Genomic DNA, 21,599 nt, shown 5'->3' with positions numbered 1-21,599 from the left:
CGGTCAGGCCTGCTTCTTGAGGGCGAGGCTCGCGGAGCCGGTCATCGCGGGCAGGTAGCCGAGGCGGTGGCCGCGGGCGGTCGGGTGGTAGGACGATTCGAGCGGGATCGTCACCGCGTTGAGCCAGTCGTCGCCCGAGCACAGCTCGTGGCCGGCGAACTCGTCGCGGACGTCCGACCAGGTGAAGCCGGCGCGCCCGGCCGCACTGGCGATGACGCCGTCGAGGGTGTCGGCGGCCTCGTTCAGCGCGGTGCGCTTGGCGTTGCTCAGCCCCACGCACACGCTGACGATCTTGTAGAGGTGCGGGTAGCCGAGCACCACCACGCGGGCCGACGGGGACTTGGCGCGGATCTTGGAGTACAGGGAGTCGAGCCGGCCGGGCAGGGTGTTGCGCATGTAGCTCTCGGCCTCCGCCACCCGGCTCTGGCAGGTCGAGGTCGAGTGCAGGACGCAGGTCTGCATGACGTCGGCGAACCCGGCGTCGTTGCCGCCGGCCGTGAGGCTGACGAGCGTCGTGGACGAGCTGAGCGCGCCGAGCTGCCCGCTCGCGACGGTCGCGGTGGTCGCCCCCGAGCAGGCCACGAACTTGAACGACGACGTCGAGTGCGCCGCCGCCCACAGGTTCGGGTAGGCGTTGGCGCTGCGGTTGCACGACCCGCTGCCTGGGTCGTAGCTTCCGGCCCCCGTGCCGGACGAGTAGGAATCCCCGAGTGCGACGTAGTTGGTCCCGGCCGCCGAGGCGGAACCGGTCCAGAGCAGTGATGTGGCGGCGAAGGTCACCGCACCGAGAGCGGCGACACAGGGGCGGGAAAGACGCATCTGCACTCCGGAGCGTCGTATCGAATTGTGCCGCCCCGCTTATACCCGGCCCGCCATTCTGCCAAGCCCCTGACCTGATCAACAATATTTGTCACAATTCGCCGTTGCAATCCCGAAATCAGTGGAATTCTCAGCCGTCAAGACATAAGAGATAACAACCATTTTCCATGGAATCACGGCAGCCCCGGAGAGCACAGGGGCCACTCCGGTCAACTGCGGCCGTCCGGGCGCCAGGGACCGGTCGCGACCGGCCGGGCGCCCCGGACGCGGAGGGTCTCGGCGAACGTGCGCTGCCGCCCGGGAATCCCGTGGACGAGCATCACCTCCCGCGCCGCGACCTCGTCGGCGACGCCGAGAAGACCGCGGCGGTCGGCGTGCGCGGAAAGGCGGACCGTCGCCACGCGGGCGCGCACCGGAACGGCGGTCCCGCGGCCGTGCCCGGGCAGGAAGAATTCCCCGCCCTTTTCCGCGAGGTCGAGCAGCGCCCGGCCCGGGGACTCCTCGTCCTGGTATCCGGAGATGAACAGGGCGCTGCCCGGTTCGGGGAGGATCCGGCCCGCCCACTGGACGGCCGGCCCGCCCGTCAGCATGCCGGACGTGGAGATGACGACCCCGGTGCGGAAGGCGTCCAGCTCGGCGGGGCGGTTCGCGACCGCGGCGGCGCCGCCGAACACGCGCAGCGCCGGGTCCAGGGACTCGAACACGTGGGCCAGCTCGGCGGCCATGCCGTCCAGCCGGACCGGCACGTCCGGCAGGTGCCGCCGCAGGATCAGCGCGATCTCCTGGGCGCGGCCCAGCGCGAACGCGGGGATCAGGACCCGGCCGCCGCCCCGGTGGACGTCGGCGACCGCGCGCACCAGCTCGTCCACCCGCATGTCGCGGTCGTCGTGGTCCTCGGTGCAGCAGGTCGACTCCATGACGAGCAGGTCGGCGCCGCGGGCGGACTCGGGCACGGCGCAGCCGCCGACCGTCTCCTGCCGGAAGCCCGAGATGTCGCCCGTGATGACGGCGCGGCGGTCCCCGGCGCGCACCACCGCCCCGGCCGCGCCCAGGATGTGCCCGGCGGGGAACAGCTCGACGGTCAGCGCCCCGATCCGGCGCGGCGCCCCGAACGGCAGTTCCTCGCACCGCCGGGCCGCGGCATCCACCTCCGGCGGCCCGTAGAGGACGTCGCCGACGTCGCCCCAGCGGGCCCGGCCGCGCTCCCGCGCCGCGAGGACCTTCGCGGTGTCGGCCCACATCACCGGCATGAGCGCCGCGGTCTCCGGCGACGCGAGCACCCGCAGGCCGGGGCGGCGGGCGACCAGGGCGGGCACGTAGCCGCAGTGGTCGTTGTGGGCGTGGGTGACGACGACCGCGTCCAGCGATCCGCCGAGAGCGCGGCCGATGTCGCGGGGCGGCTCGGCGCGGTCGCCGGGGCGCAGCCCGGCGTCCACGAGGATCCGCGTCCCGCCGGCCTCGACGAGCACGCAGGAGCCGCCGATGTGCGTGTCCCCGCCGAGCGGCACGACCCGCAGGCCCAGTTCGGTGACGGCCGCGGGCGGCGGCGCCGGATCCACGAGCGCCCGCAGGAAGGCGAGGGCCTTCCCGGGGTCGTCGATGCCGGCGGCACGGGCCGCCGGGCCGGCGCTGCGGTGTGCGGAGGAGGGGTTCTCCAGTGCGGCGAGGAGGGCCGCCGCCAGGGCGCGCGGGTCCGCCCAGCGGTGCCGCTCGGTCGCCAGCCGCCGGGTCAGGGCGTCCGCGCGCTCTTCCTGCTCCGCGAGCGCCTCCCGGGTCGCGGCGAGCCGCTCGGACGCCTCGCGCGCGTCGCGGCGCGCGTATTCGAGGCGCCCCTGCTCGGTCCTGACGCGCCCGCGCAGGTGGTCGATGCGGCGGGCGGCGCGCCCGGCGTCGCGCTCCGCGCGCTCGGCGGCCCGGTCGCGGCGCCGGATCCAGCCCAGCCCGGCCCGGACGACGCCGGTGTCGGGGTGCAGCAGGACGGCGGCCAGCGCGCGTGCCTCGCCGCCGGCGTCCCCGAGCCGCTCGGCGGCGCGGGCGCGCAGCGCCGGGAACCGCTCGACCGCGTCCAGCAGCAGGGCCGGGCGCTCCGCGGCCAGCACGGCGGGATCGGACGCGAGGCGGGCCGCGGACGGGCGTTCCAGCACCGCGAGCGCCACCGCGCGCAGCACCGCCGCGAGCGCGTCCGGCGCGAGGGCCGGCCCGGCCTCCGCGCCGCCGGCGGCGGTCATCCCGCGGCCGCCCGCCGGGCGGCGTCGGCGAGGACGGGCTCGCAGCCGAGGAGGCCGTCCGCGGCCTCCAGCGCGCCGAGCACCCGCAGCGCCTCCACCAGGTCCCCCGGGTCGCCGTAGCCGTGGCCGCGCAGGTCCGCGGGGGTGAGCCCGGGCGTCTCGTCCTCGCCGTAGAGGGCGAGGAGGGCGGCGAGGTCGTCGGCGGTGCCGCGGTCGTCCTCCTGGACGAGCACGCGCCACGCGGCCGCCAGGCACGGGTCGGCGCGGACGCCGGTGTCGTCCAGGAGCGCCTCCGGCCTGGCGCGCACCTGCCGCAGCACGTCGTCGAGGACCTGGTCGCGGTCGCGTCCGGCGACGGCGGTGACGACGCGCCCGGCCAGCGTCGGCCAGCCGCCGGTGCGCCGGAGGAGCTCGCGCTGCCCGGCGTCGTCGGGGAAGCCCAGCGAGTCCTCCAGCATCCACTGCCGGATCGCGGGCGCGTCGAAGCGGCGCAGCGGCACCAGCTCGACGTCGTCGTCGGCCGCGCGGCGGAGCCATCCCGCGGCGGAGGCGGGGCCGGCGACCAGCACGACGGACAGGGTGCCCTCCCCGGCGGTGTCGGCGACCGCGTGCCGCGCCTCGGCGAACCGCCGCTCGAACTGCTCGCCGTCGCGGGCCGCGTGCAGGTCGACGACGATGACGTCGTGGCCGGGGTGCCGGCGGGCGCGCAGCACCGCGCTGTCGAACGTCCCCTCCCCCGGCCGGACGACCCGGATCTCCAGGTCGGCCCGGCCGGACGGCATGGCCTGCAGCGACGCCGCCACCCGCTCGGCGTGCAGCGCCGGCGACCCGGCGACCACGTGGACGAGCCGGCCCGGCCGCAGCAGCCCGGTGATCTGCCCGATGCTGAGCGGCGCGCGGTCCGGGCCGGCCAGGTGCGGCATCCGGTAGGAGTGCGCGTCGAACTCGTCGGGGTCGTCGAAGTCGGCGGCGTTCTCCAGCACGTTCTCGATCTCGCGGACGCCGCCGAGCAGCCGCAGCACGTGCGGGGTGCGCAGCCGGTAGCGGCCGCCGTCCTCGCCGAGGACGCCGAGGTTGACGCATTCGGCCAGCAGGCTGCGGAAGTCATCGCCGCTGCAGTCCTCGAACCCGCGCGCCCACCAGTACCGGCACTCCTCCAGCAGCTGCCGGACGGTGAGCGCCTCGCCGGCGGCGCCGTCGTCGAGCGCGTGCAGCGCCACCGTGTAGGCGATGACCTTGTAGCGCTTGTCGAGGGTGAGGGTGTCGTCGAACCGCTTCTGGAAGCCGTCCAGGAGCTTCTGGTCGCGCCAGACCTCCGCCACGTCCTCCCGGGTGATCTCGTAGGGGAGGGTCCGCGGCGTCTCCCGCAGCAGGGCGAGCAGCTTCCCGGCGAACAGCTGCACGAGCGCCGGCGCGTTGTTGGCCTCGGCGATCACCCGCGCGGCGAGCGTCTCGGGGAAGGTGTACCCGAGCGTGGCGAGCGGGCGGACGAGCAGGTCGAACGCGTCCTGCGGGTCCAGCGGGCCGATCGCGATGGGCTCGCCGAGCTGCGTCAGCGGCTGGTTCGGCAGGCCGTGGAACCGCGCGGTCTGGTGCAGGCCCGCCCACACCACCTTGACGCGGCGGCCGGTGTCCTCCATGAGGGTGCGCAGGGCGGTGACGTCCTCGAAGCGGCCCCGCTCGGCGTCCCGGTTGAGGAAGGCGTCGGCCTCGTCCAGCAGGATGAGCAGCTGCCGGTTCCGGTCGGCGTCCGCCCAGCGCCGGACCGCGTCGGTCACCTGGTCGCGGCCCGTGAGCCCGGCCCGCACGACGCCGGCGTTGGCGAGCTTGTCGCCGAGGATCGGCCACAGCGATATCGACCGGACCTTCCCGACCGTCTGGATGGTCTCCAGGATCACCGTGCGGTTCGGGTCGGCGGCCAGATCGCGCTCGGCCTTGCGCAGCAGCGCCGACTTGCCGAGCTGCCGCCCGCCGAACACGAACGACGGGCCCCTGCGGTCGGTGACCTTGCGGAGCTGCTCGGACCGCCCGTAGAACATCTCCTCCGGGACGTCCCCGGCCGGGGTGTAGGGGTCGGTGGCGGTGAACGGCGCCATCAGCGCGACCGCGACCGACCAGTCCTGCGGCCGGCACGCCAGGTAGGCGATCGCGGCGTCGTCGAGGACCCCGGAGACCGGCGCGCGGCGCCTCCGTGCGGCCTCGCCGAGCTGCGCGCGGTCGTCCGCGGACAGGACGCCGAAGTACAGCACCAGGACGGTCTCGCCCTCGGGCTGCCCGCCCAGCAGGTCGGCCAGCTGCTGCGGGCCGGGGCGCCCCCAGTGCAGCAGCAGCCGCAGCCGCCCGCCCGACGGGCTCTTCTGCGACCCGAAGGCCGGCAGCAGCGCCCCGCCGGCCGAGCCGACGTGCCGGACCTCGTCCAGGACGATCCACATCCGGTCCGGCCCCTGGTCGGCGCCGCCCTGCGTCCCCTCCAGCCCGATCATCTTGAGGACCGCGCCGATCAGCGAGCGCAGGTTCCCCGGCGTCTTGCTGCGGCCCTCGCGCAGGTTCAGCCACTTGCGCAGCCCCTCGCCCGCGACCCGGCGGGACGCCTCGCGCATCTGCGGGATGTCGGCGCCGGCGCCGGCGAGCAGGCCGTACAGCTCCGGTTCGGCGACGTCCCGGCCGGCGATCAGCGCGTCCTTCAGCGCGTCGATGTACCCGCTGGTCTCCTGCTTGCGGGCGCGCTTGCCGGTCTGCCGGGAGTGCCGGTGGAACGCGTCCGGGAACGCGGGGTAGAAGCGCTCGAAGTCGGGGCTCTCCGCCTTCTCCGGGAGCTGCTTGCCGGCCTGCAGCTGCGCGATGAACTCGCGCGCGGTCGTCAGGTCGCGGCGCTCGATGCGCTCTTCGACGCGCTCGGCGTCGGCCGCGCGCAGGCCGCCGGCCCGCCGCGCCTCGGCCAGCGCCTCGCGCGCCGCCCGGACGCTCGCCTCGCACCGCTCCTCCAGCCGGGCGCGCAGCGCGCCGAGCTCGCGCCCGATCCGGTCGAAGTCGTCCCGGTCGCCGGCGGTGAGCAGCCGGACCGCCTCCTCGGCCTCGCGTTCCTCGCCCTCGGTGAGCAGCCCGTCCCGCCGCGACATCGCGATCAGGTCGCGCAGCTCCTCGACGCTCTCGTCGCGCCCGGCGCGGGCGTCCCGGACCAGCTCGCCGCGGCGCTCCCGGAGCCGGGCGGCGGCCTCCGGGTCGAGCGCCTCCAGGACGGACACGACCGCCCGCGTGCCGCCGTGGTCGAGCCGCGCGGCCCGCGCCTCGAACACCTTCTCCCAGTCGGGCGGCCCGGCGTGCGCGACCGCCGCCAGCTCCGCCAGGGCGGCGTCCCGGGCGGGCCGCAGCGTGCGCGGGTCGAGCGCGAGGCCGGCGGCCGCGAGCAGGTCCCGGTTGAGGACGTGCGCGGCGGGCGGTTCGGTCTCGGCCGGCCGCTCCCCGTCCAGCAGCGCGAACGCGCCGCCGAGCAGGTGGCGCGCGGCGTCCGCGGCCGCCTCGCCCGCGGTGCCCGCCGACGCGGCGAGCGCCGCGTCGATCTCCGCGCGCCGCCCGGCGACGGCGTCGCGCAGCTGCCGCAGCGGCGCCACCCGCCAGTCGCGGTCGCCGGACGCGGCGTCCTCGTGCTCCTTCACCGCCGCCGCCCAGCGCCCGGCCGCGCCGAGCGCGCCGTCGATCCGCTCGCGCAGCCGCCGGCGCGCCCCCGCGATGATCGGCCTGCCCTTCTTGGGGCTGTTGACCCGCCCGTCGGTCTCGTCGATCAGCCGGTCGACGCCGGCGCCGCCGCGCAGCCGGACGACCTCCGCCGCCACCTCCCCGGCCCGCGCCGCGTCGTCCTCGGCGGCCGGCCGCAGCAGCCGCCGGACCTCGCCGTCCGCCGACAGCAGCGCCTTCCACACCTCGGTCGCGCGGGCCAGCTTGACGGTGCGGTGCGGGGCCTCCTCCAGCAGCCGGGCCGCCTCCCTGGACGCGGCGTCGCGGGCCTGCGCCAGCTCGGCGGCGCCGCGGATCCAGCCGTCCATGCCGGGCCCCAGGTAGACCCCGGCCCGCGCCGCCTGCGCGAACGCCTCACCGCACTCCTTGAGGACGGGCTGCCCGGACACGACGACGTTCAGGCACTCCACCACGCGCGCCGTCTCCGGATACACGAGGCCCGCCCGGATCGCCGCCGCCCACGCCAGCAGCCCGCCCGCCGGGTCGTCGGCGAGCGCCTTGGCGTCCAGCTCCCGGGACGCGGCGGCGAACTCGGCCGACAGCGCCCCCGCGTACACGCCCATCTCGCCGGCGAGCGCCGCGCACCAGCGGGCGGCGGCCTCGGCGTCCGGCCGCCCGGCCGCCTCGCGCAGCCAGCCCGCCAGCCCGAACCGCCGGTCGCGCAGCGCGGCGGCCTCGGCGGCGACCAGCTCGTCCGTCTCCGCGGGCGGCTGCGGGGCCTGCGGCGTCTCCGGCTCCTCCGGCTCCTCTCCGGCGGGGCGGGCGGTCCGGTCGCGCCGGTGCCCGGTGCGCGCCGCCGGGGGCTGCGGCTCGGCTCCGGCCGCCTCTCGGAGGAAGGCGTCGAGGGCATGGAGCTCATCCGGGTCGGGGGCGGTCTCGTCCTTCGGCGCCTCCCGGGGAGCCGGCACCTCGACCACGTGGCCGGGATCGTCGGCCGGCTCCGGCGCGTCCGGCGGGCCGGCCTCTCGGGCCGGGCCGGGCTCTCGGACTGCGGACGGCTCTTGGGCCGGACCGGGCTCTCGGACTGCGGACGGCTCTTGGGCCGGGGCGGGCTCTTGGGCCGGGGCAGGCTCTTGGACTGGGGCGGGGGTCTCCTCCCGTGCGGGCTCGCCGGGGGCTTCTCCGATCGCGAGCTCCCCCATCAGCGCCACGTCGATGAGGCGGTGCCAGCGCTCGGGCAGCTCCGCACGCGCGCGCTCCGCCAGGGCGGGTGCGCGCAGCCGGTCGTCAGCCCGCACCTGGATCAGCTCCGCGAGCACGGCCAGATCGGCGTCCCCGTCGTCCGCCGCCCGCCGCACCTCCGCCAGCAGCTCGGCCTCGGACTCGGGCCCTTCGACGCGCCGCAGGGCGCGGACCCGGTCGTCCCTGCGGCCGGCCTGCAGCATGGCCCGGACCGCCGCCGACAGCTCGTCCAGCTCGACCGGCCGCTCCTCGGGGAGGATCCGCGCGGCGAGACCGTCGAACCCGGTGGCGACGCACTGGACGACTACCAGGTCGCCGTCGTCGGGCCGCCGGCCGTCCCGCAGATGCCCGGCGACGCGCTCCGCCGCGTCCGCCGCGCTCGCGAAACGCGTGCGCAGCTCGTCGAGCTGCGCTTCGAGCTGCTCCGGCTCGGGGGCGGCGGACTGCTCCCCGGCGGCGATCGCCCTCAGCTCCAGCAGGCCGACGGGGGTTTCGGGCAGCCCGGGATGCACTTCCCTGAGCGCCTCCCACACGGCCCGCACCCCGGGCGTCCTCTCCGCCGGCTCCGCCGCCAGCAGGCCGAGCGCCACCACCGCGAGCGGACGGTCCTCCATGACGGCCCGCACCAGCCCCCAGCGCACGAGTGCGACGGGAGCGTCCCACGCCAGCAGCGTGCGCAGCCTGGGAGCCCGCTCCAGTACGTCCGCGGCCGTGTCCGCGCCGAGGAGCTTCGCGCAGTCGTCCGCGCCGAGTTCGTCGGCGTTCCCGAAGTCGTGCACGAAGCACGCCTCGAAGAGCCGGCGCAGGCGCCCTCTGCGCCGCTGGTCGCCGTGCCGCATGGTGCGCAGCACCTGCTCGGGCGCCCCGGCGGGCATCTTCTTGCCTCCGCCGAGGCGCACGACGTCGAGTACGGCGCGCTGGAACTCGGGCGGCCCGTGCCGCAGGAGCTCCCGGACGTCCTCGGCCGACACCGCCGCCAGCGCCACGTCCTCCAGCTCGGTCAGGTCACCTGCCAGTTCACCGAGCGGCCCGAAGGGCGCGGTCCCGCCCTCGCAGTCTCCGCACCGGACCCCGTGCCCCATGTCGCCCCGCCTCCCGCTGCCTCCATCGCTCGACGACAAGGTAACGCGGTCCACTGACTTTCGTCATCAAAACTCAAAATGACTGTTGATTGAATCAACAATGATCTATGTTCGGCGTTCTCCCCATCCTGGCGGTGACCTGCACGGGTGTCCGCTGCGGAGCGCGCACGGCCACTAGCGGTCACCTGCCGCTAAATCACGCTTTGTCGCCGTCTGGGCGGGACGCCCGCTACCCTCATCCCGGCACGGCTGCTAATCTTCGCGTTGATCGAGTTCACGCGACCGCCCCGTACCGGCGGCCGTCCGGACACGTCGGCGGCGCACGCCGCCCGCCGCCGTCGCGGCACGCCAGAAAGGGCCGGTTCCCCTCGTGCATCCCCCGTCGGCACCACGCCACGGCGGGCGGGCATGACCGCCCGCAAGCCGCTCACCTCGCGCGACCCCGAGAGCATCGGCGGCCACCGGCTGATCGAGCGGCTCGGCGAGGGCGGCCAGGGCGTCGTCTACCTCGCCGAGGGCGAGGACGGCGAGCGGGTCGCCGTCAAGGTCCTGCACGACCGCGGCGGCTCCCGCGACGCCTTCCTCAAGGAGATCTCGGCGGCCCGCAAGGTCGCCTCGTTCTGCACGGCCGAGATCCTGCACGCCGGCGAGGACGAGGGCCTCCCCTACGTCGTCACCGAGTTCATCGACGGCCCGTCCCTCCGCGAACTGGTCGAGGAGAAGGGCCCGCAGGCAGGCCCCGCCCTGTACCGGCTCGCGATCGGCACGGCGACCGCGCTCGCCGCGATCCACCAGGCGGGCATCGTCCACCGCGACTTCAAACCCGGCAACGTCCTGATCGGCCCGGACGGTCCCCGCGTCATCGACTTCGGCGTCGCCCGCTTCCTGGACGCCACCGTGACCGCATCCAGCACGGTCGTCGGCACCCCGTCCTACATGGCCCCGGAGCAGCTCGCCGGCGAGGCCGTCACCCCCGCCGCCGACGTCTTCGCCTGGGGCGCGACCATCGCCTACGCCGCGAACGGCCGCCCGCCCTACGGCCAGGACACCATCCCCGCCGTGATGAACCGGATCGTCAAGGGAAAGCCCGACCTCAGCGGCCTGACCGGTCCGTTGCGCGAGCTCGTGGCCCAGGCCCTGCACAAGGACGCGGCCAAGCGCCCGCAGAGCCGCGACGTCCTGCTCCGCCTGCTGGAACACTCCCATGGCCCGATAGCCGCCCCCGAGGCGCTGGCCCAAGGCCGCGCCCTGGCCGCGGCCGACGACGTGACCCTCTCCAGCGCCCGCACCGCCCGCTGGACCACGGTCGAACTCCAGGGAACAACCACCCCTGCCGGGCGGATTGGGCTCCACCGCACCGCTCTCGTGGTCGCCGTCTTGGCGGCGGTGGTCTTGCTCACTGGAACTGTGGCGATAGCCCTCAGCGACAATTCCCGCGACCAACCCGGTGTCGCCGTGGCCACCAAGACCGCCGGCACGGTGCGTCCGACGGCACGCACCCGGCAGACGCAGACCTCGTCCGCCGCATCGCGCACCGGGCCGCCCACGACTCCGGCAGCCATCGGCGCAGCAGTCCAGGCGGCGGTCTCCGAACGGAAGAGCGCCGCCTTCACCGTGGAGGGCGGCATGGACCAGAGCGCGGATTCGTTCGAATCCCACGGCAGGCTCTATTACCGGCCGGGCAGGAGCACCAATTACGATCTGACGGTGCGGACCGACCTCGCCGAGGGCCTGTACGACGGTACCTCGGGACCACGGATAATCATCGTGGACAACTGCGCTTATTTCCGCTCGAGTCCGAAGACGTGTAATCCCACCGACGCAGCCTCCCTCAGTACGGACCATGACCCTCTTGTCTGGACGGCAGCAGAGGTGAGGTGGGTGACGTCTCCGTACAACATTCTGGAACTACTTCGGAAGACGCCGTCGATCCGCCGCAGCACGGACACCGGGACGATCACCTACCGCGGCACGGCAGCGGGCGGACCGCTCGCCTCGGACGGACCTACCGCTCCCTTCTACCAAGCGTTCGGCGGCGGCTCCACCAAGGTCACCTACACCTTGGTCACCGGTCGCGATCACCTGCCCCGGCAACTGGACATCGATCTGTGGAGCCAGATCCGGACGGACCTCACCTTCCATTCCCTCTACTCCGCCACTTATCGCGACTGGGGCAATACCGGCACGATTACGCGCTCATATTGACGTTCATCTCATAACACAGAAATTCGGGAAGGCAACCCCCATGCAGGCTCATGAAGTCGCGTTCTTCAAGCTCATCGAGGGCGAGAAGCAGTTCCAGGTTCCGCTGTACCAGCGCACCTACAGCTGGGGGCAGCGGGAATGGGCGCGGCTGTGGACGGACGTCCTGGAGCATGCGGAGATCATCGAGGCCGGGGAGGACCGGCCGGCGCATTTCATCGGCTCGGTCGTCCTCGCGCCGGGCACGATGTCGGCCGGGGACATCCAGCGGTGGCTGGTCGTCGACGGGCAGCAGCGGCTGACGACGCTGATGCTGGCGTGCTGCGCGCTGCGCGACCGGCTCCGCGACATCGCGCCGCGCGAGGCGGGGCGCATCCACAAGCAGTACCTCGTCAACGAGTACCGCGACGACCTGGAGCACTTCCGCCTGCTGCCCACCCAGGCCGACCGCGCGGCGTTCACCGCCTGTGTGGAGAGCGAGCCGAGCGCGGGCGGCAGCGACGGCATCGGCGCCGCCTACCGGTTCTTCAAGCAGGCGCTGATCGACTACGACCCCGACGGCGACGTGGACGCGCTCAAGCGGCTGGAGACCGTCATCCGCGGCCGGCTCTCCGTGGTGGAGATCACCGCCGAGCACGGCGACAACGTCTACCGGATCTTCGAGTCGCTCAACAACACGGGCGTCAAGCTGAGCCAGACCGACCTTCTCCGCAACTACGTGTTCATGCTGCTGCCGACGATCGGCGAGCGCGTCTACACGAAGATCTGGCTGCCCATGCAGCAGGAACTCGGCGCGGGCAATCTGGAGCTCCTGGCCTGGCTCGATCTGATCATCCGCGGCGACTACCGGGCCAAGCAGAGCGAGATCTACCGCGCCCAGCAGAAGCGCCTCGGCGAGATCGTCCACCAGGGCGGCGAGAAGGCGCTGGAAGGGGAGATCGCCGAGCTCTACCGGCGCGGGCGGCTCCTGATGCGCGTCATCGAACCGGCCCGCGAGACGGACGCCGAGCTCAGGGCCGCCCTTCTGCGGCTGCAGGAATGGGGCGGGCAGATCACCTTCCCGATCGCGCTGCACATGCTCGACCTGCTCGACCACGGGAAGGCCACCGCCGCGCAGGTCGCCCGCGCCCTCTCCTACGTCGAGAGCTTCCTCGTCCGCCGGATGATCGCCGGAATCCCGACCAACAACCTGAACCGCATCCTCAACAGCGCGCCGAAGGAGCTGGAGGCGGACCGCCCGATCGACGAGGCCGTGCACCGCTACCTCTCCGGGGAGCGCCGCTACTGGCCGTCCGACGAGCAGCTCCGCACCGCGATCCGGACGAGGCCGTTCTACTGGTCCGGCCGCCCGAACCAGCGCTTCTTCGTCCTGAAGCGCCTGGAGCAGAGCTACGAGTCCAGCGAGCCGGTCGACTTCGCGGCGGCCAAGCTCACGATCGAGCACGTGATGCCGCAGACCGTCACGCAGGACTGGCTGGACCTGCTGTCCCCCGAGGTGACCGACGAGGACGGCCCCGCCGAGCTGCACGCCGAGCTCCTGCACACCCTCGGCAACCTCACCCTGACCGGCGACAACTCGAAGCTGTCCAACCACCCGTTCCAGCGCAAGCAGGAGATCTTCGACGCCAGCGCGCTGCACCTGAACCGCGAGATCGCCGACGCGCCCCGCTGGGGCAAGGCGCAGATCCTCGCCCGCGCCGAGGCGCTGACCGAACGCTGCGTCGCGCTCTGGCCGGCGCCGCTCCCCGGCGGTTCCGACCTGGAGGACGAGCGCCGCACCTGGGTCCAGCTCCGGCGCCTGCTCGCCGAGCTGCCCACCGGCTCCTGGACGACGTTCGGCGACCTGGCCACCGTCATCGGCTCCACCCCGGCCGCCGTGGGGAGCTACATGGCGTCCCGTCCCGGCCTGGAGAACGCGCACCGGGTCCTGACCTCCGAGGGCGCGGTCTCGCCGTCGTTCCGCTGGCCGGACGACCGGACCGACACCCCCCGCGCCGTCCTGGAGGCCGAAGGCGTGTCCTTCTCCGGCGGCGGCGCCGCCGATCCCGGCCGGCGGCTGGCGGCCAAGTCCCTGGCGAAGCTCATCGGCATGGACGCCCCGGAGGACCCGGAAGACGACCGGGACGCCCTCCGCAAGCGCTTCGCGGACCAGCTCTCCGTCCACGGGGCCGAGACGGTGGAGCTGGTCACGCGGGTCCTCGAGCACTGGAGCGGGAAGGGCGGCAACCTCGACTACGGGAGCGGTGAGGCCGACACGAGCTGCTACCCGTGGCTGGAGGACCCCAAGGACGCCCGCGGCTGGATCTGGCCGGTCGTCTTCTACCCGCGCAGCGCCACCATCGAGGTCGTCTTCCAGCACCTCGCCAAGCGTCCCCCCTTCGACGACGAGGCGCGCCGCGACGAGCTCCGCCGGCGCCTCAACCGCATCGACGGCGTCGACATCCCCGAGGACCGCCTGGCCAAGCGCCCCGGCATCCCGATCGGCGTGCTCTCCGGCGACGGCATCACGCACTTCATCGAGGCGCTCGACTGGTTCATGGACGAGGTCGGCACCGCCCGGTCGCCGGAGAAGCCCGCGCCCGGCGAGCCGGAGGACCCGAAGCTCGCCGCCGAGTTCCACAGCGCCATGCTGGTGCTCTACGCGCGCACGAGGACCGAGGCCGACCACAACGCGTCCGCGTTCCTGAGCATGGTCACCGAACACGGCGGCGTGGAAGCGGCCAAGCGCCTCCTCGCCTCGCCGCACGTCTCCGACGGCTTCGCGGCCCTGCACGCCCGCAAGCGTCTGGACCTGTCCGTGGAGGCCCACGTCGCCGACCCCCGCTTCGCCGCCCTCTTCACCGAGGAGGAACGGGCCCGAGCCGCCCACCGCCTGGCCGAAGCCGGCTACGCGCCCTGAACCGCGTCATCGCGCCCGGCTCGGGATGCCGTCTCGGCGGTGTCCGCTCCCGGCGCCCGGCGCGGGACGCGGACCGCGCGCCGGCGCGGGACGCGGACCGCGCGCCGGGGCGGGCCGCGGGGGCTAGCATCTCGGTAATGAAGATCCCGTTCGGTGCGGCGCGCCGGGTGCGCGGGCGGTTCGGGGCTTGGGCGGCGCCGGTGTGGCGGCGGCTCGGCGGGCGGGCGCAGTGGCGGCTCGCGCGGCTCCGGCATCAGACGTTCCTGGTGTACGCGGGCGGGATGGTCCGGGACGAGCGGGGGCGCATCCTGCTGCTGCGGCACCGGCTGTGGCCCCCGTACCGGGCGTGGGGGCTGCCCGGCGGGTACGTCAACGCCGGTGAGCGGCTGGAGGACGGGGTCGCCCGGGAAGTGCGGGAGGAGACGGCCCTGGAGGTGGAGGTCGCCGGGCCGCCGCTGGGGCTCGCCAGCGGTTTCCGGCACCGGGTCGAGGTCTACTACGAGGCGCGGGTCGTCGGCGGGCGGCTGGAGCTGGACGCCGCGGAGATCCTCGAGGCGCGCTGGTTCCCCGTGGACGGGCTGCCGGACGAGATGTCGCCCCGGCTCCGGAACGTCATCGCCGCACTTGACCTCAAGCTTGGTTGAGGTCGCAGGGTGGACGGCATGAGCCTCACAGATGTCGAACGCGAATACCTGTCGACGCAGCGGCTGGGGCGGCTCGCCACCGTGGGCCCCAAGGGCGATCCGCAGAACAACCCGGTCGGATTCACCTACAACGCCGAGACGGGCACCATCGATATCCGGGGCTGGAACCTCGCCAAGAGCCGCAAATACCGGAACCTCCGCTACAACGACCAGGTGGCGTTCGTCGTGGACGACCTGGCCTCCGTCCAGCCGTGGCGGGTGCGCGGGATCGAGATCCGGGGACGCGCCGAGCAGGCCGTCGTGAAGGCTTCGGACGGGTCGCACTTCGGCGACGACGTCATCCGCATCCATCCCCGCACGGTCTTCTCCTGGGGGATCGACCCGGAGGCCGAAGGGATGACCAAACGCGTCGTCGAGTGACGGCCTACTTCGCCGACTTGGCGCGGGCGGCCTTTTCCTTGTAGCCGTCGATGTGCTGGGGCAGCGATCCGGTGAGGGGGCGCAGGGCGTCCAGGAGGAAGTCGGCGTCCGATTTCGGAAGGCGCAGCAGGGGGCGGCGCAAATGGACGCTCCAGCTGCGGGGGTCGGGGAACGCGTCGAGCCTTTCCACCAGCGGACGCAGCTCCACGCCCTGCCCCCAAGGGGCCAGTGACTCGACGCGGAGTTCGCAGCCGCGCGGATACTCGCGCTCCCCGAACACGACCGGCTCGTCCAGCGGCGACACTGCGGACGTGACGACGGCGTGGCCGATCACGCGGCCCCGGTCGCGGGTCGGGTTGCCGAAGGCGCCGCGGGTCGCGTAGATCAGCAGCTCGTCGCCGGCGGCGAGCCGGTCGACCTCGGCCCGCGCGGTGGCGGGGAAGGCCGTCCGCTCCTCGTCCAGCACCCACGCGATGGCGTCGCGGTCGCCCAGGATCAGCAGGTAGCTCTCGCTCACGAGGCCACCGTATCGGCGTCCTCAGGCTCCCGGGAGGGGCTCCTGCTGGGCGAACCGGTCGGCGGTGGCGTGGCACTTCGGGCAGCGCGCCGGCGCGTGCTCGCCGCGGACGACCTCGCCGCAGACCGCGCACGCCCACTCGGTGGTCAGCAGCGCCATGACGTCCGAGCGGGCGACGATGCCGACGAGGTCGCGGCCCGACAGCACCGGGACGCGGCGGATGCGGCGCTCCAGGAGCAGGTGGCGGGCCTCCTCGACGTCGGTGTCCTCGGTGACGCTGATGACGCCGGTCGTCATCACGTCCGCGGCGGTCTCCCCCGCGCGGGCCAGCAGGTCGTACTCGCTGACCAGGCCCACGACGGCGCCGTGGTCGTCGACGACGGGGACGGCGCTGATGCGGCGGGCGCGCAGCAGGGCCGCGACGTCGGGCACGGGCACGTCCCGGTCCACGGTGATGACCGGGCTCGTCATGATCTCTTTGACCTTCATCCTGCCGCCCCAGAATCAAGCGGGCTCCCCGCACCGTCCGGTGGGCGAAGCCCGGTCGTCGTCCTCCATATGACCTTAGATGTCGCGATCGTCCCGGTCAGCACCGGGGCCGGGACGGGACGCTCGTCCGCGGGTCGCCATCACTCCTTCCCCGATATCGCACGGATGATCCGGACCCGGGCCGGCCGCGCACGGCAAGGCCCACCGGACAGGCGACCGGGCCGTTTCTGATCTCCTCCCGTACGGAGGGACCGGCTTGCCATGGGGCGTCGGCACTGATCCGGCGCCGCCCAATCCGAAGTATCTAGATTTTTTGTGTTATCGCCCGTCCTGGCGGGGGTCTGCACCGTATCTACAGACACCCGACGAGAGAGGACGTGGCAGCGCCATGAGCAACCCCATTCCCCCCACGAGCGGAGGGCCGGGCCCGCGGCGGCGGCAGCAGCGGACGGTGTCCGGGCGCGCGGCGGCGTGGACGGCCGCGGGCGCGGCGGGGCTGCTGGTGATCGGCGGGATCGCCGGGATGGCGAGCGGCGCGTTCGACGGCGGCTCCGGCACCGCCCCGGCCGCGAGCGGCTCCACGGTCTCCCCCGCCGCCTCCCCGTCCGGGCTCCCGGACGCGGCGGAGCCGTCGCCGACCGGGACTCCCAGTCCGAAGGTGAGCCGCAAGGCGCCGCGGAAGACCGCGAAGCCCGGCACGCCGGCGCCGCGCAGGAGCCAGAAGCGTCCGGCCAAGCCCGCGCCCGCCCGGACCAAGGCGCCCGCGCCGGTCTCCGGGGGCGCCGCCGCGCAGGTCATCGCGCTGGTGAACAAGGAGCGCGCCAAGCAGGGATGCCGCGCGCTGACGGCCGACTCGCGGCTGACGAAGGCGGCGCAGGGGCACTCGGCCGACATGGCGCGGCGGGGCTTCTTCGACCACACCAACCCCGACGGCAAGGACCCCGGCGACCGGATCACCGCCGCCGGATACCGCTGGTCCACCTACGGCGAGAACATCGCCAAGGGGCAGCCGACGCCGGCGAGCGTGATGAAGTCCTGGATGAACAGCCCCGGCCACCGGGCGAACATCCTGAACTGCAAGTTCGCCGAGATCGGCGTCGGCGTGGTGATGTCGGGCGGGCCGTACTGGACGCAGGTGTTCGGGACCGCCCGCTGATCACCGCGGCGTCGCGAAGACCTGCGTCCACCAGGGTCCTCCGGCGCCGCGGACGACCCCGATCCCGACCATCGTGAGCCGGCAGTTGAGGATGTTGGCGCGGTGGCCGGGGCTGTTCATCCAGCCGTCCACGACGGCGGGCGGGGTCGGCTGGCCGCGCGCGATGTTCTCCGCCCACACGCTCCACCGGAACCCGGCGGCGGTGATCCGGTCCCCCGGGTCGTCGCCGCCGGCGCCGCGGTGGTCGAGGACGCGGCGGGCCGCCATGTCGGCCGAGTGCCGCTGCGCGGCCCGGTGCAGGGCGGGCGAGACGCGCAGCGGGCCGCACCCCGCGGCGGCCCTCTCCTTGTTGACCAGCGCCACGACCTGCTGCTCGACGGTCTTGGGGGTTGGCCGCGGCGCCACCCGGTCCTTGCCGGACGCGTCCTCGGGCCGGGGCGGCGGCGTCCGCGACGGCGCCGGCCGGACGGGCGCCGCGGCATCGGGCGCGGGAGGCGCCGGGTCGGACGGCCCCGGCAGGCTCCAGTACACGACCGCGGTGAGGACGCCCACCGCCGCGGCCCCCGCGACCCAGGGCGCGGCCCCGGCCGAGGACTTCGCCGCGGCCGCCGAGGTGCTTCCGGCGCCGGCCTGCGCGTTCGCCGCGGTGTTCCCCGCGTCCAGCAGGGACTTCGCACCGGCCGAGGCGGCGTGCGCGGCCGAGGCGGCGTGCGCCGGCCAGCCGGCGGGCAGCGGCACCATGACGAGGCCGGCCAGCAGCGCCTCGGGCGGGGCGAGGTCCCGGTGGCGGGCGGTGCAGGTTCGGCATCCCCGGATGTGCTTGGCGATCCGCTTGCGCCACAGCGGGGACGGCCGTCCGTCCCACCCGTCGAGCACCCGGCCGAGCGCGTCGCAACGCCGCCCGCCCACGACCCGGACCACGGCGCGGCACGTCGCCAGCTGCTTCTTCATCCGCTGCACCCGGACGGCCGCGTGCGGAGGCGACAGCCCGAGCCCGTCCGCCAGCTCCTTGCGCGTCAGATGCCCGGACGCCTCCAACCACCACAGCGCGAGCAGTTCGCGCTCGCCCGCGTCCAGCCAGCGCGTCGCCTCGGCGATCTCCCGGCGCTGCTCCGACAGCTCCAGCCGCAGGACGGCCAGCTCGGCGAAGTCGCCCTCGGCGCCCGCCACCTGCGCCATGGCCTGCGGATCCATCGGCGTCCGGCCGCGCTGCGACGACCAGCGGCGGCGCACCTGGTTCATCGCGATGGACACGAGCCACGACCGGAACCGCGCCGGCTCCCGCAGCCCCTGCAGCCCGCCGAGCGCGCGCAGCACCGACTCCTGGACGACGTCGTCCACGTCGGCGTGACCGCCGAGCGCCCAGCCGACCACGTTGTAGAGCAGCGGCAGATGCTCGGCGACCAGCCGCTCCCGGGCCTCGGCGTCCCCGTCCTGCGCCGCCCGGACCAGCAGGTCCACATCCGTGCCCACACGCATCCTCGTCCTCCAGGGAGTCTTCGCCGATCCCTCTGCAGACCTCCCGAACCACCACGGATAACAAGAACCCCACTGATTCTCTCCACCGCGGTGCGGGGACGCGAGGCCGGCGCGGTCGTCCGGGGCGGAGGTGAGCGGCGGCCTCGCGGAAACGCTGACTCAGAGTGCCCATTGTGAAGGCAGCGGTGTATGCCCGATACGGCCCGCCGGATGTGGTTCGGATCGCCGAGCGGACAAACCCTCGGTCGGAGACAAAGACGTCCTGGTCAGGGTGCACGCGACGACGGTCAATCGGACGGATTGCGGCTACTGGGCGGCCAAGCCCTTCGTCATCCGGGCGGTCAGCGGCCCTCTCCGGCCGCGGCGAAAAATCCTGGGAACCGAGTTCGCGGGTGTGGCGGAGGCGGTCGGCGCCGACGTCACATCCTTCGCGGTATGCGACCGAGCGGCCGGGAGGTCATGCGGCACTTGGCAGAACTGATCGAGTTGGGGCGGTTCAGACCCGTCATCGCCCGCGTGCACGGCCGTGCAGCCCCGGCGAGCGAGCGAAAGCCCAGCTCGACGAGCTCCGTTGCCGCCCGCACCGTGCCGGCCGCCTGGCCAAGGCCATCCCCGTTCGACAGGACCGGGAAAACACCTCGCAGCACACCAGCGGATTCTATGCTCCTAGAAATTCACATTGAATATCTACAGCCTTTCATCCGCTAGAAGGAAGCGTACTTCTCAACTACTCTCCAGTTGACGCGGCATCCCACGAGGACATTAGCACAAGGCTTCCCACAGAGAGTTGCGCGGCCATGCGTTTATCTGGCCGACAACGTACCCTCGGCCCAAAATTCTGAGCAAATAGTCGATCAACTAATCCCGCCGGCTATCGAAGCCGCGTCGTCGGCGGGCATCGCGGGACTTGCGTCGCCCACTCCACGGCCGTCCAGTGCCACGGGGAGAGGATGCGCAGTCCACGCCGCGACGAAGCGGCTCGGCCGACGCTGCACGAGATGGCCGTTCTGCAGCATCTCCTGAAGATCGACCAGACCGGGCCGCCCGGCGAACAGCGCCGGCTGCGGGCAGCACCCCAAACCACGTCCGCGTCTTCGGCGCCGGGCCCTGCCACGGCAACCCGCCGGCCGGCGGGCTTCGGCAGTCCCCGATACTCGCCGACCGGCCACCGAGGCGACCGCCCGCTCTACACCGACGTCACACCGGACCTGTCCTGGATCGACCAGAAAAACCGGCGGCTGACCGCCGTCCCCACCCCGCAGGAGTTCCCCCATGTTCCGAAAGATCGCGACGGCACTGCTCGTCACTCTCGGCCTGGCCTTCCTGATGCCCGCACTGAGCGCCGCGCCCGCGTCGGCGGCGCCTCTGGCCGCCGTCCGGACGATCTACTACGACGCCGGCGGCGCCCAGGAATTCAGAGCGGCCGTCGACGAGGGCGCCGCCGCGTGGAACGCGGCCGTGCCTGCGATCCGGCTCGTCCCCGCGTCCGGGTCGCAGGCGACCGTCAAGGTGTACGCGGACAACGGCTGGCCGCGCACCTACATGTACGGCTTCGGCCGGGCCGTGATCTACATGGGACGCGAGGCGGTCGACGACGGCTTCTACCCGCCCCGGATCGCCGCGCACGAACTCGGCCACGCCCTCGGCCTGCCCGACAACCGCAACGGCCGCTGCGACTACCTGATGTCGGGCCACAGCTCGCCGGTCTCCTGCAAGAGCACCACCCCACACCCGACCGAAGCGGCGCAAGTCACCCGCAACGCGGGCAGCCGAGTTCCCGCCCTCACCGCCGCCCGGCAACTCCAATACGCAGACTGCTACGTATTCTGACCGCCCACACCACGGTGAACGTGCCATGGCCGCGGTGATGCCCGCGCCGGTCTCCATCGCGAGCCCGTCAGCGCTGACTGCGGTCACGTGAGTTCGCGGGACGCGCGCGACACGGCATGTGTCATCTCGTGAACCGGCCCGGTGGTGCGCACTGTGCGGTGCGCACCACCGGGCCGTCCTCCGCAGCTCGCCCCCGGGTCTCAGGGGCGGCGGATCACCAGCAGGCGTAGCCCTTGCCATAGCGGAGCAGCACCGGTGCCGTCTGGGTGACCTTGCCGTCGGTCGCCCACACCTCGGCGTTGTAGTCGCCGGCCGGAGCAGCGGCGTACGTGACTCCGATGAAGCCGTTGATGATGTGCGTGTCGTTGCTACCGGGCTGAATCGTCCCCTCGGTGCTGGACGATCCGGGCGGCAGCTTCCGGACCCCGTACCTGAGGGTGGTCGTCCACGTCCCGCTCACCTGCACCAGCAGGTAGCTTTGCGTGCCACCGGCAGGGACGCAGAACTTCTGGCCGATGTCGTTCAGAGTCCAGGTCGAGGTCGTCGCACTGGCCGGAACCGTGGCCAGGCCCATCATCAGTACGGCCAGCATTCCGACCACGAGACTGACACCGTGTCGGACCGATCTCATCCGTAACCTCCTGGGTTGGCGTATCCGGATCAGGTCCCCGCTCGTTGATCACGATCCGCGAACACCTCGCCCAGAAGCAATGAGCTTTCACACATCGCGCCGCCATGAAACAAGAGGTATGACACATTGTGAAACTCGAACAAAAGTGCTGCCGCCCGACTCTCCAATGTCCCGCTCTCCGGCAGCATCACATGCATTTGAACCGTGCTCCGCTGCGGTTATGGTGCAGCTCCCTGATGCGATGAAGGAGCGGGGCCTCCGCTCCTGGTGACGGTTCCGGGTATCC

General features: G+C 73.4%; 14 protein-coding genes. 7 read left to right on the top strand and 7 right to left on the bottom strand.

Going from position 1 to position 21,599, the window contains the following annotated elements; genetic code table 11:
• Positions 1-3: 3 nt before the first annotated feature.
• From ACIWVC_RS25675 to ACIWVC_RS25665, 3 genes are all read right to left on the bottom strand, one after another.
• On the bottom strand, positions 4-780 hold the full coding sequence (locus tag ACIWVC_RS25675) for an SGNH/GDSL hydrolase family protein (RefSeq protein WP_396450290.1): 777 nt from the start codon (positions 778-780) through the stop codon (positions 4-6).
• A gap of 248 nt (positions 781-1,028) precedes the next feature.
• Positions 1,029-3,047 (bottom strand): MBL fold metallo-hydrolase, encoded by a 2,019-nt coding sequence (locus tag ACIWVC_RS25670; RefSeq protein ID WP_396450289.1) that lies wholly within the window; start codon positions 3,045-3,047, stop codon positions 1,029-1,031.
• Positions 3,044-9,046, bottom strand: a complete 6,003-nt coding sequence (locus tag ACIWVC_RS25665; protein WP_396454671.1) for a hypothetical protein — start codon at positions 9,044-9,046, stop codon at positions 3,044-3,046. The genes ACIWVC_RS25670 and ACIWVC_RS25665 overlap by 4 nt, the downstream gene beginning before the upstream one ends.
• Positions 9,047-9,310: 264 nt before the next feature.
• On the opposite strand from ACIWVC_RS25665, the gene ACIWVC_RS25660 reads away from it, so the two are divergent.
• The 4 genes from ACIWVC_RS25660 to ACIWVC_RS25645 all read left to right on the top strand — a co-directional run bounded on the left by ACIWVC_RS25660 (position 9,311) and on the right by ACIWVC_RS25645 (position 15,211).
• On the top strand, positions 9,311-11,251 hold the full coding sequence (locus tag ACIWVC_RS25660; RefSeq protein ID WP_396454670.1) for a serine/threonine-protein kinase: 1,941 nt from the start codon (positions 9,311-9,313) through the stop codon (positions 11,249-11,251).
• Between the two features lie 40 nt (positions 11,252-11,291).
• Positions 11,292-14,147, top strand: a complete 2,856-nt coding sequence (locus ACIWVC_RS25655) for a DUF262 domain-containing protein (RefSeq protein WP_396450283.1) — start codon at positions 11,292-11,294, stop codon at positions 14,145-14,147.
• Positions 14,148-14,284: 137 nt separating this feature from the next.
• A complete protein-coding gene (locus tag ACIWVC_RS25650) occupies positions 14,285-14,791 on the top strand; it encodes an NUDIX domain-containing protein (RefSeq protein ID WP_396450281.1) in 507 nt (168 codons plus the stop codon).
• Positions 14,792-14,809: 18 nt separating this feature from the next.
• Entirely contained in the window at positions 14,810-15,211 is a 402-nt protein-coding gene (locus ACIWVC_RS25645) for a PPOX class F420-dependent oxidoreductase (RefSeq protein WP_396450279.1), read from the top strand.
• Between the two features lie 4 nt (positions 15,212-15,215).
• On the opposite strand, the gene ACIWVC_RS25640 is transcribed toward ACIWVC_RS25645, so the two are convergent.
• Both ACIWVC_RS25640 and ACIWVC_RS25635 read right to left on the bottom strand, forming a co-directional pair.
• On the bottom strand, positions 15,216-15,728 hold the full coding sequence (locus tag ACIWVC_RS25640) for a hypothetical protein (RefSeq protein ID WP_396450277.1): 513 nt from the start codon (positions 15,726-15,728) through the stop codon (positions 15,216-15,218).
• A gap of 21 nt (positions 15,729-15,749) precedes the next feature.
• The gene (locus ACIWVC_RS25635; RefSeq protein WP_396454669.1) at positions 15,750-16,217 is read right to left on the bottom strand and encodes a CBS domain-containing protein; all 468 of its coding nucleotides are present in this window, start codon (positions 16,215-16,217) and stop codon (positions 15,750-15,752) included.
• 388 nt (positions 16,218-16,605) lie between these two features.
• Between ACIWVC_RS25635 and ACIWVC_RS25630 the strand changes: the two genes are divergently transcribed.
• Positions 16,606-17,373: a CAP domain-containing protein gene (locus ACIWVC_RS25630; RefSeq protein WP_396450274.1), complete on the top strand. Its 768-nt coding sequence runs from the start codon at positions 16,606-16,608 to the stop codon at positions 17,371-17,373.
• Here the strand turns inward: ACIWVC_RS25630 and ACIWVC_RS25625 are convergent, their stop codons facing one another.
• A complete protein-coding gene (locus ACIWVC_RS25625) occupies positions 17,374-18,846 on the bottom strand; it encodes a sigma-70 family RNA polymerase sigma factor (RefSeq protein WP_396450272.1) in 1,473 nt (490 codons plus the stop codon).
• Between the two features lie 136 nt (positions 18,847-18,982).
• Between ACIWVC_RS25625 and ACIWVC_RS25620 the strand changes: the two genes are divergently transcribed.
• Together ACIWVC_RS25620 and ACIWVC_RS25615 are read left to right on the top strand one after the other, a co-directional pair.
• Positions 18,983-19,333 carry an alcohol dehydrogenase catalytic domain-containing protein gene (locus ACIWVC_RS25620; RefSeq protein WP_396450270.1) on the top strand — a complete coding sequence of 117 codons (351 nt, stop codon included), beginning with the start codon at positions 18,983-18,985 and terminating at the stop codon, positions 19,331-19,333.
• 791 nt (positions 19,334-20,124) lie between these two features.
• A complete protein-coding gene (locus ACIWVC_RS25615; protein WP_396450268.1) occupies positions 20,125-20,682 on the top strand; it encodes a snapalysin family zinc-dependent metalloprotease in 558 nt (185 codons plus the stop codon).
• 214 nt (positions 20,683-20,896) lie between these two features.
• Here the strand turns inward: ACIWVC_RS25615 and ACIWVC_RS25610 are convergent, their stop codons facing one another.
• On the bottom strand, positions 20,897-21,274 hold the full coding sequence (locus ACIWVC_RS25610) for a DUF5980 family protein (protein WP_396450266.1): 378 nt from the start codon (positions 21,272-21,274) through the stop codon (positions 20,897-20,899).
• Positions 21,275-21,599: the final 325 nt, after the last annotated feature.

The sequence above is a fragment of the Actinomadura sp. genome (genome assembly GCF_044508335.1).
GTDB lineage: Bacteria > Actinomycetota > Actinomycetes > Streptosporangiales > Streptosporangiaceae > Spirillospora.
Note: the sequence above shows the minus strand (reverse complement) of the source record. Positions and strands in the feature narration are given on the sequence as shown.

Coding starts and splice junctions, on each gene's coding strand:
- ACIWVC_RS25630 (WP_396450274.1), top strand. CDS start 16,606: ATGAGCAACCCCATTCCCCCCACGAGCGGAGGGCCGGGCCCGCGGCGG.
- ACIWVC_RS25615 (WP_396450268.1), top strand. CDS start 20,125: ATGTTCCGAAAGATCGCGACGGCACTGCTCGTCACTCTCGGCCTGGCC.
- ACIWVC_RS25655 (WP_396450283.1), top strand. CDS start 11,292: ATGCAGGCTCATGAAGTCGCGTTCTTCAAGCTCATCGAGGGCGAGAAG.
- ACIWVC_RS25610 (WP_396450266.1), bottom strand. CDS start 21,274: ATGCTGGCCGTACTGATGATGGGCCTGGCCACGGTTCCGGCCAGTGCG.
- ACIWVC_RS25665 (WP_396454671.1), bottom strand. CDS start 9,046: ATGGGGCACGGGGTCCGGTGCGGAGACTGCGAGGGCGGGACCGCGCCC.
- ACIWVC_RS25670 (WP_396450289.1), bottom strand. CDS start 3,047: ATGACCGCCGCCGGCGGCGCGGAGGCCGGGCCGGCCCTCGCGCCGGAC.
- ACIWVC_RS25645 (WP_396450279.1), top strand. CDS start 14,810: ATGAGCCTCACAGATGTCGAACGCGAATACCTGTCGACGCAGCGGCTG.
- ACIWVC_RS25650 (WP_396450281.1), top strand. CDS start 14,285: ATGAAGATCCCGTTCGGTGCGGCGCGCCGGGTGCGCGGGCGGTTCGGG.
- ACIWVC_RS25635 (WP_396454669.1), bottom strand. CDS start 16,217: ATGAAGGTCAAAGAGATCATGACGAGCCCGGTCATCACCGTGGACCGG.